6 protein-coding genes and 1 tRNA gene are annotated in these 15,320 nt (G+C 74.2%); 3 read left to right on the forward strand and 4 right to left on the reverse strand.

Translation table 11 applies throughout. The features are described from left to right. Positions 1 to 637, reverse strand: a 637-nt coding sequence (locus MJ876_RS14420) for a DUF222 domain-containing protein (RefSeq protein ID WP_240237245.1), incomplete at its 3' end; no start/stop codon positions are given. 62 nt (positions 638 to 699) lie between these two features. Then, positions 700 to 2,034, reverse strand: a complete 1,335-nt coding sequence (locus tag MJ876_RS14425; RefSeq protein WP_240237247.1) for a cytochrome P450 — start codon at positions 2,032 to 2,034, stop codon at positions 700 to 702. 58 nt (positions 2,035 to 2,092) lie between these two features. Between MJ876_RS14425 and MJ876_RS14430 the strand changes: the two genes are divergently transcribed. Beyond that, positions 2,093 to 2,695: a TetR/AcrR family transcriptional regulator gene (locus MJ876_RS14430; RefSeq protein WP_240237249.1), complete on the forward strand. Its 603-nt coding sequence runs from the start codon at positions 2,093 to 2,095 to the stop codon at positions 2,693 to 2,695. A 71-nt stretch (positions 2,696 to 2,766) separates the two neighbouring features. Here the strand turns inward: MJ876_RS14430 and MJ876_RS14435 are convergent. Both MJ876_RS14435 and MJ876_RS14440 read right to left on the reverse strand, forming a co-directional pair. Then, positions 2,767 to 2,849, reverse strand: a tRNA-Leu gene (locus MJ876_RS14435). Positions 2,850 to 3,595: 746 nt separating this feature from the next. Beyond that, the gene (locus MJ876_RS14440) at positions 3,596 to 4,102 is read right to left on the reverse strand and encodes a hypothetical protein (protein ID WP_240237251.1); all 507 of its coding nucleotides are present in this window, start codon (positions 4,100 to 4,102) and stop codon (positions 3,596 to 3,598) included. Positions 4,103 to 4,524: 422 nt separating this feature from the next. Between MJ876_RS14440 and MJ876_RS14445 the strand changes: the two genes are divergently transcribed. After that, the gene (locus tag MJ876_RS14445) at positions 4,525 to 4,983 is read left to right on the forward strand and encodes a hypothetical protein (RefSeq protein ID WP_240237253.1); all 459 of its coding nucleotides are present in this window, start codon (positions 4,525 to 4,527) and stop codon (positions 4,981 to 4,983) included. After that, positions 4,980 to 15,248, forward strand: coding sequence for a non-ribosomal peptide synthetase (locus tag MJ876_RS14450; protein ID WP_240237255.1), 10,269 nt, complete (start codon positions 4,980 to 4,982; stop codon positions 15,246 to 15,248). Before MJ876_RS14445 ends, MJ876_RS14450 begins: the two co-directional genes overlap by 4 nt. Positions 15,249 to 15,320: the final 72 nt, after the last annotated feature.

The following is a 15,320-nucleotide window of genomic DNA, read 5'->3' on the forward strand; positions in this document are numbered from 1 at the left end:
GGGTGGCCTTGGTGCGTCGGTGGGCCTCGCGTTCGGCGCGGGCGAGGCGTTCGGCCTCGATGGCGTCGGCGACCTCGGGGGCGACGGTCTCGAGGATCCGGCGTCCGAGGTGGGTGACCTCGGCGGGCGTGAACTCGGCGCAGTAGCCGACCAGGGCCTGCTCGGCCTCGGTCATGGTCTGCTCGTCGACGAGGTCGGGTGGGAGGGCGTCGAGGCGGTCGACGACGGCGCGGGCGTGGTCGAGGGAGATGCCGCCGTCGAGCATCGCGGCGGCCAGGACCCGGCGGCGGGCGATCCGGGCGCCGAGGCGGGCCTCGCCGCCGGTGCGGCGGGGATTGAGGTGCAGGCGGTCGGCCAGCCAGTCCGCCGGGGTGCGGGCACCGGTGGTCGAGGCGACGCCGTCGGCGCCTGCGGTGGCCGTCAGGGTCGCCAGCCTCAGGGCGGCCACGCGCTGCTCGGCCTGCGCGAGACCGACCAGCAGCGCCCCCTGCTCCCCCGGGTCCAGCCAAGCTGGGTCGGTGCCGGCGGCGATGGCCGCGGTCGCTGCATTCAGCGCGGCGGTGATGGCCGTGACCGCACTCAGCAGCGGGTGGGAGCCCTGCTCCCAGCCCGCCTCGCGAACCATCTCGCTGACCATGATTCGAACATACGCTCGACGACCGACAATGGACGGTGGCTGCCCACAGGGTCGACCGTCGCTCAGCCCGCCAGCCGCGCCGGAAGCGTGGCGTAGCCGCGCAGGATCCTCGTCGTCCGCCGGCGTGCGGCGTCGTCGTCGATGACGAGGTCCGGGTGGCGGGCGAGCAGGGTGCGCAGCCCCACCTCGCCCTCCATCCGCGCCAGCGCGGCGCCGAGGCAGTAGTGACGACCGGAGGAGAACGACACGTGCTGGTCGGCGTTCTCGCGGGTGACGTCGAAGCGTCGGGGGTCGGTGAAGACCTCGGGATCGCGGTTGGCGCCCGCGAGGAGGGTGTTCACGATGGAGCCACGGGGGATCGTCTGCCCTCCCAGCTCGGTGTCCCGCACGACGGTGCGGCCGGTCAGCAACACCGGCGGGTCGTACCGCAGCACCTCGTCCACCGCCTGCGGCCAGAGGGCGGGGTCGTCGAGGAGGATCCGCAGCTGCTCGGGGTGACGGCGCAGCAGCGCGATCCCGTTGCCGAGCAGGTTGACCGTGGTCTCGAACCCGGCGGCGAGCACCAGGCCGGCGGTCGCCTTCAGCTCCACGTCGGTCAGCTCGACGCCCTCGTCGTCCTGGGCGAGCACGAGCTGGCTGAGGAGGTCCTCGCCGGGGTTGCGCCGCACGGCGGCGAGGTGGTCGTCGAGCCACAGCTCGAACGCACGGAGCGACCGTTCCACGGCACGGAACCGCCCCAGGGGAAGCCCGAGGTCGAGGCTGGGCGCGGCGCCCTCACCGAACTCGAGCACCTTGTTCCGGTCCTCGCGCGGGACCCCGAGGATGTCGGCGATCACGGTGACGGGCAGCATCGCGCAGTAGTGCTCGACCAGGTCGACGCTCCCGGCGTCGTGGCCCTCGAGGTCGTCGACGAGCTGGTCCGCCACCTCCTGGGTCCTCTCGCGCAGGCCCTGCACGGCCTTGACGGAGAAGACGCGCGTCACGAGCTTGCGGTAGCGGGTGTGCTCGGGCGGCTCGACGGAGAGCAGCGACGGCGGGGTCAGAGGCCCGATGGGGGTCGATCGTTCGGCCCAGCGTCTGACGGGAGCGAGCGGCCCGCCGACACCGAAGTCGACGCCGGCACTCACGTCCGGGCTGCCCAGCACCTCCTTGACGACGGCGTGCGTCGCCGTGACGTAGGCGAACGCGCTCTTGTGGATCGGGCCGCGGGAGCGGACCTCCTCGAACAGGTCGAGGGGCAGGGTCTCCCCGGCGTCGGCCGCGTCGCCCGACCCGGTGGCCATGACCAGCTGGGCCTGCAGGTCGCCCCGACGAGCGCCCGCGCGGATCCCGGCCCGGGGAAGAGCGTGGTTCAGACCCCAGCGGGTCAGCGACGCAGCCTGGTCGGCGAGCTGCACGGTGGACCTCCTGTTGAATACCGTTCGGTATCGAATACCGTGCGGTATCGTCCGGTGGATGTCAACCACCGGGGGCGGCCGGCGCCCCGCCCGGGCGGAGGTGCGCCGCGCCGTCCTGGACGCCGCGGCCCGCGTCTTCGCCCGCCGCGGCATCGACACGGCCTCGCTCGAGGAGGTCGCCGCCGAGGCGGGGATGACGAAGGGCGCCATCTACTCGAACTTCACCGGCAAGGCCGCCCTGGTCGAGACGGTGGTGGAGGAGAAGGTGCGCGCCAACCTCGACGCGGGTCTCGCCGCCGTGGAGGTCGGGGGGTCGATGCCGGAGCGGGCCCAGGCGCTCGGCGACGGACTCAGCCGCGCGTTCGACGGGCAACGCGAGTGGCACCTGCTCTACGTCGAGCTGTGGCAGCGCGCCGTCCGCACGCAGAACGGCGACACGACGTTGCTCGACAGCCGCCGCACGCTGCACGAGACCATCACCGCTGCCATCGCGGCCCACGCGGAGGACACGGGCACCGAGCTGGCGATCCCGCCGGACCAGCTCGCCACCGTGCTCATCGCCCTGTCCGACGGGTTCTCGATGGAGCAGCAGCTGCAGCCAGGGCGGGTTCCCGCCGACCTCTTCGGACGAGTGCTCGCGCTGCTCGCCCGGCCGTCGTAGCCCGCCTCGCCACGTCGTCCCGAGTGCGCAAGACCCCCGGACCCGCATCGCTGCAGGTCGGGGGCCTCCGGTGGAGCCGCCTGTCGGAATCGAACCGACGACCTGGTCATTCTGGGTGTCGGCACACGGCATCGGGCCAGACCACAGCACTGGCGCCCGATACCCGGTTGAGTTGCGGAGACGCTGGCCCGCCCAGTCATCGCTGGACCCGCAGCCTCCCGCCTCATCACGGTGACGTCCCGTCCTGAGCAGGCGTAGCGTCGTCGGGTCTGGAGCGGGGGTGTGCAGAGCCGCCTTGCGCGGCTCTTACTCGGCGGTAGCGTCGAAAACCATGGCCGACAAGCACCCATGCCGACAGTGCGGCAACAGCCGCGTCGTGGTACGAGCGAAGCGCCGCAGCTACCGTTTGGACGCGGCCGACGACGACCGAGTCATGCAGCGCACCTGCCCCGACCCCGACTGTGGGTCGAATCATCCTGGTCGGGACTCGGTACCGGTGGAGGAAAGTCTCCCGGCCATGTCCAGCGACTGGCTGACACGCCGCGACGCCGCCCGACGCCTCGGCCTAGGCGATCGACGCCGCATCGGGTCATCACGAGTCCTGTGGCCACCAGCACGCGGCGCAGGTACACGCACGTGGCCTCGTCGCAGGGCCCCGTCAGGGTGATCTGGGCGGTGCCGGCATGCATCGGGCCTGCTCGTGGTCGACGGCGCGGCCGACCGCTCACCGGGTCGGTCCTGGTCTGCAGCTGTCGAGCTGGGCGGTGGGTCGCCGCGCCGGGATCCGACTCACGCAGCGGCGATCCACCTCGACGGCGGCCCGGTTGGCTCCAGGACGACGGCGTGGCGCCCAGTAACCGTGTATCGCACGCTCATCCGCGCACGCAGGCAGGCGGCTCGTCAGGCCGGCACACGTCGCAGGACCTCGCGGAGCCGCGTGAGGAACTCTGAGCATGCGTCCTCCTCGTACGGCGTCGGCAGCTCGCCGCTCAACGGGACCGGGATGGGCGCCATCCCGTCCACCTCGATGGTCTGCAGGACCGCGACGTTCGTGACCGACGCGTCGGTGTCCGAGCGGATGTCGGCGACCTGGACGCTGCGAAGCTGACGGACCGGGATCAGACGAGCCGTGATCGAGGACCGTCCCGCGTGGTCCGGCTCGGAGTCGAACGACCACTGCCCCTCGGCTGGGTGCATGGCCTCGCAGTAGCTCAGGCCGGCTTCCGTCAGCCACAGCACCCGCCACGTCGTGGTGCCGTCGGACCGGGCCGACCACGTCAGCCGGGCGATCACTTCGTCAGGCGGCGAGAGGGTCGCCAACGCAGCGAGGACCTCGCGGGGGGCACGACGATTGCCGTCGCTGAGGAAGGGCAGCGCGGCCCTCACGAGCATGGGGGTCAACTTCATCAGCGCGCTCCGAGAGAGTCCCGGTCCTCCTGTGACGGAGCCGGGGTTGGGGGGAGCCACAAGTTTAAGCGCCAACTAGCTGATCGTCGGGCGAACGGTCTTCCGCGTTCCACTGCGACATGCACAGATCGCTCATAGCGTCGGCACCACGTCGCTGCGCTCGGTATCTCGGGACGTTCGCGGCGGGCGTCCGGACCACCGCGCCCTCCCCCCTCGGCGAGGTGGTCCGGACCGCGCACCTCGTGCGTCACCAGTGAGCGAGAGGGTCGCTGATCGAGGAATCTCGGGGGCGGCCGTCGCCGTGTCCATCACCCCCGGCTCCATACGTGGCGGGCCGCCGACCGGATTGGTGGTGGTGCGGGTGAGATGGTCGACAGCCGGATCACGTGATCTGGTGGCACCCCGCTGGTTGCCTGGATGACATGTCATTGAAGCGCCTTGCACTGCTCACCCCCGTGGCGAGCGTGGCCCTCGTCGTGTCCGGCGCCGGGGTCGCTCAGGCCGACCAGCAGTCGCAGCTGGTCGGTGTGCAGCAGCAGGACGGGTCGGGCAGCCAGCAGGTCGGCGTGCTGTCCTCGTCGCAGTCGGGTGATCGACGGCAGTCGCAGCTGCTCGGCGCCCAGCAGAGCTCGGCCTCCGGTCAGCAGCAGGCCGGGGTGGGCTCGCAGCAGTCCGACGGTCGTGGTCGGCAGCAGTCCCAGCTCATCGGTGCGCAGCAGCAGGACGCCGGCGGCCAGCAGCAGGTCGGAGTCGGTCAGCAGCAGACCGGCGGGGGCGAGCAGCAGCAGACGGGCGTGCTGCAGCAGCAGTCGCGCGCCTCCGGGGCCCCGCAGAACACTCGCCTGGACGTCGCTGGGATCGTCCTGAAGGTCGGCCGATGAGCGCCACCGCAGCCGGGGGGACCACGCGGCTCGAGCTCACCGCCGCCCAGCGGGGACTGTGGTACGCCCAGCAGCTCGACCCCGACAACGTGGTGCTGAACATCGCGCACTACCTGGACGTGCCGGGCGAGATCGATGCCGCGGCGTACCGCACCGCGTGGGCGACGGCGATCAGCGAGGTGGACGCGCTGCACGCGACCTTCGGCGAGGACGCCGACGGTCCCTTCCAGCTGGTCGCGGACGGCGTCGACTGGGAGCTGCAGCAGATTGACCTGCGCGACGACGCCGACCCCGAGGACGCCGCCCGGGCGTGGATGGAGCGCGACCTGCGCTCGCCGGTCGACCTCTCTGCCCCGCCTCTGTTCGCCATCGCCCTGCTGCGGGTGGCCGACGACCGCACGTTCTGCTACCAGCGCATCCACCACCTCGCCCTCGACGGGTACGGCGCCACGCTCGCGATGCTGCGGGTGAACGTCGTGTACAACGCCCTGGTGAACGGCGTCGAGCCGGACGAGCCGTTCACCGGGCCGCTCGTCGACCTGGTGGACGACGACCGCTCCTACCGCGCGTCGGACCGCACCGAGGACCGCGAGTTCTGGACCGAGCAGCTCGGCGACCACCCGTCCCCCACCCTGCTGGCGGACCCGCCCCAGGGGCTGCCGAACCGGTTGTCCCGTTGCACCCGCGACGTTCCGGCGGACGCCGCCGAGGCCCTCGCCGCAGCGGCGAAGGCGATGAAGGTGTCGCGCTCGTCGTTGCTCATCGCCGCCTTCGCGGCCTACCTGCACCGCTTCACGGGCGAGCGCGACGTGGTGCTCGGGCTGCCCGTCACCGCGCGCCGCGGCAAGGTGGCCAAGTCCGTGCCGGGGATGGTGTCCAACATCGTCCCGCTGCGCCTCGACGTCCGTCCCGAGACCCCGGTCACCGACCTCGCGGCCCAGGTGTCGACCCGGGTCCGCGCTCTGCTGCGGCACCAGCGGTACCGCCCCGAGGACGTCCGGGCCGACCTCGGTCTGGGCCGTGACGCCCGCCTCGCCGGGCCCACCATCAACATCCTGCCGATCGAGGGCACCCTCGACTTCGGCGGTCACGCCGGCACCCTTCACAACCTGTCCGTGGGACCCGTCGACGACATGTCGGTGGTGGTCTCCCGCGCCCCGGACGGCCAGGGGCTGCGGATCGACGTCGACGTCAACCCGGACCTGTATGACGCCGCTGCGCTCGAGGGGCACCTCACACGGTTCCTGATCACCCTGGACGCCGTCGCCCGTGACCACGACTCGACCGTCGGAGCGATCCGGGTCTCCTCCGAGGCCGACCGAGACGTGCTCGGCGACGCCACCCACGGCGTCGCGGTCGACGTGGTCCAGCGGACCGTGCTCGACTTCTTCGAGTCGCAGGTCGTCCGCACCCCCGACGCCACGGCGCTGGTCGCCACCGACTCGCAGTCGACCTTCAACGAGCTCGACCGTCGCGCCAACCGCCTGGCGCGCCTGCTGATGGCGCACGGCGCCGGGCCCGGCGCCGCGGTCGCGGTCGCGCTCCCCCGCCGCTCGCAGTTCGCCATCAGTCTCGCGGCGACGCACAAGTCAGGCGCCGTGGTGATGCCGGTCGACCCGGACTACCCGCCCGAGCGCGTCCGCCAGATGCTCGACGACGTCGCCCCGCAGGTGGTGATCACCGACAGCTCGGTCGCGGAGCGCCTGCCGGAGCTGCCCGAGGGCGCCACCGAGCTCGTCCTCGACGACCCCGACGTCGTCGCCGACGTGCTGGGTCGGTCCAACGACCCCGTGACCGACGCCGAGCGCGGCGGCCGCGTCGAGGCCGACGACCCGGCGTACGTCGTCTACACCTCGGGCTCGACCGGGCGCCCCAAGGGCATCGTGGTGCAGCACCGGTCGCTGGTGAACCTCTTCGCCTCGCACAGCTCCGAGCTGTTCCCGCCGGCTCGCGCCGCGGTCGGCGGCCGTCCCCTGCGGGTCGCCCACGTCACCCCCGTCTCCTTCGACGCCGGTTGGGACCCGGTCCTGTGGTTGATCGGCGGTCACGAGCTGCACCTGGTCGACGAGCGGACCATGGCCGACCCGGAGGCGCTGGTGCAGTTCCTCGTGACCCACGAGATCGACTTCGTCGAGACCACGCCGACCTACATGGAACAGCTCGTCTCGGCGGGCCTGCTCGGCGACGCGGGGGACTCCGTGCGCGTGGTGGCACTGGGCGGGGAGGCCGTCGGCCGCGAGCTCTGGGACCTCCTGGCCTCCCGGGAGGACCTGCTGGCGTTCAACCTGTTCGGGCCCGCCGAGTCCACGGTCGACGTGGTCACGGCGCGCATCGAGAATCACGAGACACCCGTGATCGGCCGGCCCGTCGCCAACGCCCGCGCCTACGTGCTCGACACGGGGCTGCAGATGAAACCCGTGGGCGCGGCGGGCGAGCTGTACCTCGCCGGAGCCGGCCTCGCCCGCTCTTACCTCGGCCAGCCCGGCCGCACCGCGGAACGTTTCGTCGCCGACCCCTACGGCGGGCCCGGCGACCGCATGTACCGCACCGGGGACGTCGCCCGCTGGCGCGCCGACGGCGTGCTGGAGTTCGTCGAGCGCGTGGACGACCAGGTCAAGGTCCGCGGCTTCCGCGTGGAGCTCGGCGAGATCGAGGCCCGGCTCGGGGAGCGGGACGACGTGCGCGCCGCCGCCGTCGTCGTGCGCGAGAACGACGGCGTGCAGCACCTGGTCGCCTACGTCGCCGGCGACGCGGCGACCCTGACCCCCGCCTCGCTGCGGGAGACCGTCGCCGCCGCGGTGCCGGCCTACATGGTTCCTGCCCTGTACGTCGTGCTGCCCGAGATGCCCCTCACCCCCAACGGCAAGCTGGACCGGGAGGCGCTGCCCTCCCCGACCGGCGAGGAGACCGCCGCCGGCGCGGGCCGTGAGCCGCAGACGCCGCAGGAGCAGCTGCTGGCCGGCCTCTTCGCGGAGACCCTGGGCCTGCCCCGGGTCGGCGTCGACGACGACTTCTTCGACCTCGGCGGCCACTCCCTGCTCGCCACCCGGCTGGTGAGCCGCATCCGCAGCGCCGCCGGCGCCGAGCTCCCGATCCGGACGCTCTTCGACCACCCGACCGTCGCGGGCCTGGCCAGGGAGCTCGCGGGTGCGGCCACCGGCCGGGCCGGTCTGCGACCGATGACCCGCCCCGACGAGCTGCCGCTGTCGTTCGCGCAGCGACGCCTGTGGTTCCTCAACCAGCTCGACCCCGGTGACGCGGCCTACAACATCCCGGCCGTGCTGCGACTGCGCGGGGGCCTGGACGTCGAGGCGCTCGAGAGCGCCGTGCACGACGTCGTCGCACGCCACGAGACCCTGCGCACCACCTTCCCGGCCGTCGACGGCGAGCCCCACCAGGTCGTCGCCGGCACGGACGACGTCGTCCTCGACGTGCCGACCGACGACCTCGAGGACGCACCCGCCGACGGCCCCGGATGTGTCGACGACGTGCTGCGCCGCGAGACCACCCGCGGGTTCGACCTCACCGAGGACCTGCCCATCCGGGTGCGGCTGCTGCGACTCGGCGAGTCGGAGCACGTCCTGTCGATGGTGGTCCACCACATCGCCGGCGACGGGTGGTCCCTCGGGCCCCTGGCAGCCGACCTCGCCGTGGCCTACGGCGCCAGGGTCGCCGACGGGGTACCGCCGGACTGGTCACCCCTCCCGGTGCAGTACGCCGACTACACCCTCTGGCAGCGCGAGCTGCTCGGTGAGGAGGACGACCCGGCCAGCGAGATCACACGGCAGCTCGACCACTGGTCCCGACAGCTGGCCGGGCTGCCCACCGAGATCAACCTCCCCCGTGACCGGAGGCGTCCCCGCGAGCCCGTCGCGGCACCGCAGGGCGTCGACGCCCGCGTCCCCGTCGACCTCGACCCGGACCTGCGTGACGCCCTCGTCACCCTCGCCCGGGCGCACGACGTGAGCCTGTTCATGGTCGTCGAGGCCGCTCTAGCCGCCCTGCTCGGGCGACTCGGTGCCGGCACCGACGTCGCGATCGGCGTGCCGGTAGCCGGCCGTACCGACGAGGCTCTCGACAGCCTGGTCGGCTTCTTCGTCAACACCCTGGTGCTCCGCAACGACCTCGCGGGCGACCCGACCTTCGACGAGCTCGTCGACCGTGTGAAGACCACCGCCCTCGACGCCTACGCCCACCAGGACGTGCCGTTCGAGCGCGTCGTCGAGGAGGTCTCGCCTGAGCGCTCGCTCACCCGCCACCCGCTGTTCCAGGTGATGCTGGCGTTCCAGAACAACGCGCCCGTCGACCTCGCCCTGCCCGGCCTGGACGTCTCCGTCGACGCCGCGGCCGGCCCCGCCGGCGCGAAGTTCGACCTCTCCGTCGACCTCGGCGAGGTGGAGCGGGCCGACGGTCGGACCACGATCGGCGGGGCCGTCGAGTACGACCCCGTGCTGTTCGACGACGCCACGGTGCGCGACCTCGTCGTCCGCCTCGAGCGCCTGCTGGCTGCCGTCGCCGCCGACCCCGGCGCACGGATCGGTGCCGCGGACCTGCTCGACGACGCCGAGCGAGCGGCCGCGCTGGCGGCCACCGACCGTCGCGACCACGCCCACCGCGGCACCGTGGTGGAGGCCTTCGCCGCCACCGCCGCGGCCCGGCCCGGCGACCTCGCCGTGCGCGCCGGGGACGGCGAGCTGTCCTTCGCCGACCTGGACGCCCGGTCGGCGGGACTCGCGGCCGTGCTCCTCGATGCGGGGTACGCCGGGCAGCGGGTGGGCGTGGCGCTCCCCCGCGGCACCGACCTCGTGGTCACGCTCCTCGCCGTCCTGCGGGCCGGCGCGGTCTACCTGCCGATCGACCTGGAGTACCCGAGGGCCCGGATCGAGCACATCCTGACCGACGCCGACCCCCTCACGGTGCTCACCGTCGGCGCCTCGGCCGACCGTCTCCCCGAGGGCACCCCGACGCTGCTTCTCGACGACGACAAGACCCGCCGGCTGCTGGCCGACGTGCCCGCCGACGCCACGCTCCCGAACGTGGCGCCGGAGGACCCGGCGTACCTCACCTACACGTCGGGCTCCACCGGGCGACCCAAGGGCGTGCTCGTCGACCACGGCGCGCTCGGCAACCTCCACGCCCACCAGCGCCGTACCCTTCACGAGCCGACGGGCGAGCGTCTCGGTCGCCGGGCACGGATGGCGCACACCACCGCGGTCTCCTTCGACGCGGCCTGGGACCCGGTGCTCTGGCTCGTCTCCGGCCACGAGCTGCACCTGGTCGACGACGACACCCGGCGCGACCCGGAGGCGCTGGTCGCGCTGGTGCGGGACCGGGGGATCGACGCCGTCGAGACCACGCCGTCGTACGTGCAGGCGCTGCTCACCGAGGGTCTCGGCGACACCGGGCTGAGCCTGGTCCTGCTCGGCGGCGAGGCCGTCGGCGCCACCCTGTGGCGCGAGCTCCGCGCGCACCCCACCCTCCGCGGTGTGAACCTCTACGGGCCGACCGAGGCGTGCGTCGACACCGTCGTCGCCGACCTCGCCGACCACGACTCCCCCGTGCTCGGCCAGCCGGTGGACGGCGTCGCCGCGCACGTGCTGGACGCGACGCTCCGGCCCGTGCCGGCAGGCGTCCCCGGGGAGCTCTACCTGTCCGGCACCGCCCTGGCCCGTGGCTACGCCGGTCGCGCCGCGCAGACCGCGGAGCGCTTCGTCGCCGACCCGTACGGCGCCCCGGGCTCCCGGATGTACCGCACCGGCGACCTGGCCCGTCGCACGCGGCACGGGGTGCTCGAGTTCGTCGGCCGCGTGGACGACCAGGTCAAGGTCCGTGGGTTCCGCGTCGAGCTGGGCGAGATCGAGTCCGTGCTGGCCGAGGTACCCGGGGTCGCCGCCGCCGCGGTCGCCGTGCACACCGACCCGTCCGGCGCCGGCCGCCTCGCCGCCTGGGTCGTGCCCGACCCCGGGCACGACGCCGACACGGACACCGTCCGGGCGGCCGCCGCGCGCACGCTGCCCGACTACATGGTCCCGGTGGCGTGGTCGACCCTCGACGCGCTCCCGCTGACCCCGAACGGCAAGCTCGACCGTGACGCGCTCCCGACCGCCGACGTCACCCTCGGCGGCGGGCGCCCGGCGGGCACCGAGGAGGAGCAGGACCTCGCCCGGTTGTTCGCCGAGGTGCTCGGGCTCCAGGAGCCCCCGCCGGTCGACGTGGGCTTCTTCGACCTGGGCGGCCACTCCCTGCTGGCCACCCGCCTCGTCAGCCGCGTCCGCTCGGAGCTGGGCGTCGAGCTCGGCGTCCGTGCCCTGTTCGAGACGCCCAGCGTGGAGCAGCTGGCGGCACGCCTGCCCGAGGCGGGCCACGCCCGCCGCGCCGTCACCGCGACCGACCGCCCCGCGGTGGTGCCGCTGTCGTGGGCCCAGCACCGGGTGTGGTTCCTCAACCGGCTCGAGGACTCCAGCGCGGCGTACCACATCCCCCTGGCCGTGCGACTGCGCGGCGAGCTGGACGCCGACGCCCTCGAGGCCGCCCTCGTCGACGTCGTCGACCGGCACGAGGTGCTCCGCACGACCCTGCCGGAGGCCGACGGCGAGCCGCGCCAGCAGGTGCACGACGACGCCGTCGTCCCCCTCGAGCGTGTCCAGGTGGTCGAGGCCGACCTCGACGACGCCCTGCGCGTGCGGGCCGAGGCCCCCTTCGACCTCGCGGTCGACCGGCCCCTGCGGGCCTCGCTGCTGCGGGTGGGACCCGACGACCACGTGCTCCTGCTCGTCGTCCACCACGTGGCCGCCGACGGCTGGTCCCTCGGCCCGCTGGGCCGCGACCTCGCCGAGGCGTACGACGCCCGCCGGGCCGGCCGGGCCCCCGAACGCGAGCCGCTCGCCGTGCAGTACGCAGACTACGCGCTGTGGCAGCGCGAGGAGCTGGGCGAGGCCGACGACACCGGCAGCGAGCTCTCCGAGCAGCTCGCGTGGTGGACCGAGCAGCTCGACGGTCTCCCGGCCGAGCTCGACCTGCCCACCGACCGGCCCCGGCCGGTCCGGGGCAGCGCCGCGGGCGGCGAGGTCCGGTTCACGATGGACGCCGACCTGCACGGGCGGCTGGTCGACTTCGCGCGTCGCCACGACGCCAGCCCGTTCATGCTGCTCCACGCGAGCCTCGCGGCCCTGCTCACCCGGCAGGGCGGCGGCGAGGACGTCCCACTCGGCACCCCGGTGGCCGGGCGCGGAGACGAGGCGCTCGACGAGCTCGTCGGCTTCTTCGTGAACACCCTCGTCCTGCGCACCGACACCGCCGGCGACCCGACGCTCCCCGAGCTGGTGGACCGGGTGCGTCGCGCCGACGTCGACGCCTTCGCCCACGCCGACCTGCCGTTCGAGCGGCTGGTCGAGGCTCTCGCCCCGGAGCGGTCGCTGTCGCGCCACCCGCTCTTCCAGGTGATGCTCACCGCCGACGCGACGACCCCCGGCGACCTGGGCCTGACCGGGCTGGCCTCCGAGGTGCTGCCCGTCGCGGCCGGATCGGCGAAGTTCGACCTGTCCTTCTCCGTCGCCGAGCATCACGACGACGACGGCGCGCCCGCCGGCATCACGGGCGTGCTCGAGCACGCCGCCGACCTGTACGACGAGCGCTCCGCACTCGCGATCGCCGACCGGTGGGTCCGGCTGCTCGACCGCTGGCTCGACGCCCCGTCGACGCCGCTGACCGCGGTGCCGCTGCTGACCGACGACGAGCGGGCCGCGGTGCTGCCCGCCCCCTCGACCAAGACGGCCTCCGACGACACGGTGCTGGACGCCTGGGCGCGGACGGTCGAGTCGATGCCCGACGAGACCGCCCTGGTCGCCCCGGCCACCGGCGGCACCGACAGCACGGGCGGGACCCAGACCCTCACCTACGCCGAGGTCGCCGACCTGGCCGACCGGCTCGCCGGGCTGCTGGCCCGGCGCGGCATCGGGCGGGGCGACGTCGTCGGCCTGGCGGTGCCCCGCTCCGTCGGCAGCGTCGTGGGGCTCCTCGGCATCCTGCGGTCGGGGGCGACCTACCTCCCCATCGACCCAGCCCAGCCCGAGGGACGCGTCCAGGCCGTCGTCCGGGCCGCATCACCCGCCCTGGTGCTGGACGCCGACGACCTCGAGACCCTGCTGAGGGGCACCGACGCCGTGCCGGAGCTGCCGCAGTCGCCGACCCTGCCGGTCGGACCGCGGCCCGGGGACGCGGCGTACGTGCTGTTCACGTCGGGCTCGACCGGCGAGCCCAAGGGCGTCGTGGTCGAGCACCGCTCGCTCGCCACTCTGCTGGCGCACCACCGCGAGACGCTCATCGGCCCGGCGGGGGCCGCCGCGGGGCGCCGACTGCGGGTCGCGCACACGACGGCGGTCACCTTCGACGCCTCCTGGGACCCGGTGCTGTGGCTGGTGGCCGGCCACGAGCTGCACCTGGTCGACGACGAGACCCGCGTCGATCCCGAGGCGCTGGTCGCCCTCGTCGCCGACCGGGGCCTCGACGTCCTCGAGACGACCCCGTCGTACGTCGCGGAGCTCCTGCGCCTGGGCCTGCCCGACCTCGCGGTCACGGCGCTCGGCGGTGAGGCCGTCGGTGGCGACCTCTGGCGGGACCTGGCGGCCCGTCCCGGCCGCGCGGTCAACCTCTACGGCCCCACCGAGTCGACCGTGGATGCCGTGGTGGCCGACGTGGGGTCCGCTGACCACCCCGTCATCGGCAGGCCCGTGACCGGCACCCGGGCCCTCGTGCTCGACGACCGCCTGGCGCCGGTGGCCCCCGGTGTGCACGGCGAGCTCTACCTCGCCGGTGCCGGGCTCGCCCGGGCCTACCTCGGGCGCGCCGACCTGACGGCCGAGCGGTTCGTCGCCGACCCCTACGGTCCCCCCGGCTCCCGGATGTACCGGACCGGTGACCGCGCCCGCTGGACCGCCGAGGGCGCCCTGGCCTTCTCGGGCCGCACGGACGAGCAGGTCAAGGTGCGGGGGTTCCGCGTGGAGCCCGGCGAGGTCGACGCGGTGCTCGCCGCCCTGGACGGCGTCGCCCGGGCCGCGACCGTGTCCGTCACCGACGCCTCCGGGGCCACGGCCCTCGCCTCGTACCTCGTGCCGGAGGCAGGCGCCGGGCTCGACCTCGACGCCGTGCGGACGGCCGCCGCGGAGCGGCTGCCCGACTACATGCTGCCCACCGCGATGGCCGTGCTCGACGAGCTCCCGCTCACCGCTCACGGCAAGCTCGACCGGCGCGCGCTGCCCGAGCCCGAGACCGTCGGCGCGGGCGGCGGGACCCCGCCGCGGACGCCGCGCGAGCGCGTGCTCGCCGCGCTGTTCGCCGAGGTCCTGGGGGTCGGCTCGGTCGGCGTGGACGACAGCTTCTTCGCGCTCGGTGGCCACTCGCTGCTCGCGACGCGGCTGGTGTCCCGGATCCGCACGGTGACCGGGGAGGACCTGGCGGTGCGCGCCCTCTTCGAGTCGCCCACGGTCGCCGGCCTCGCCGCCCGTCTCGACGGCGGGGACGGCGTGGCCGCGGACGCCGGGCTCGACCGCCTGGTGACCCTCGGCGCCGAGGGTGGGCTCACACCCCTGGTCGCCGTCCACCCGATCTCCGGCCTCGCCTGGCCGTACGCCGGGCTCGTGCCCTACCTGGCCGACCGGCCTCTGTTGGGGCTCCAGGCGCCCGGGCTCACCGCGGACGACCCGCTGCCCGCTGACGTCGACGCCCTCGTGGACGGCTACGTGGCCGCCCTGCGCGACACCCGCCCGCAGGGCCCGTACGCATTGCTCGGTTGGTCGCTCGGTGGCGTCCTCGCCCACCGGGTTGCGGCGCGACTGCTCGCCGACGGCGAGGAGGTGGAGCACCTGCTGCTGCTCGACTCCTACCCCCACGCCGTCCCGCTCACGGTGGACACCGACGACCCGACCTCGGCGGTCGAGGCCTATCGGGACGCACAGGGCGGCTCCGCCGACGCGCTGCTCGCACTGCTGGGCGCGGACGCCACCGACCGGCTCGCCCGCGGCGTCGGGGCGGTCGGGGACGCACTCCGGTCGGCGGGCGACCCGCCGCAGATCGAGGTCCCGACCACCCTCGTTGCCGCGCGACCCGGTCCGGAGGGCCCCCCGCTGGCCGACCAGTGGGCGCCGTACGTCGGTGGCCGCCCCACCGAGCACCGAGTGGACCACGCGCACTTCGACCTGATGGATCCCGAGGCCCTCGTCGATCTGGGCCCTGTGGTCGACACCACGCTCCGGGGGCCACGCCGATGACCCTCCGGCCCCGAACCACCGGCGAGGCGCGGCGACCCCGTCGCCCCACCCGGTCGCACCACCGCACACCCC

The sequence above is a fragment of the Nocardioides sp. CFH 31398 genome, assembly GCF_022436705.1.
Taxonomy (GTDB): Bacteria; Actinomycetota; Actinomycetes; order Propionibacteriales; family Nocardioidaceae; genus Nocardioides.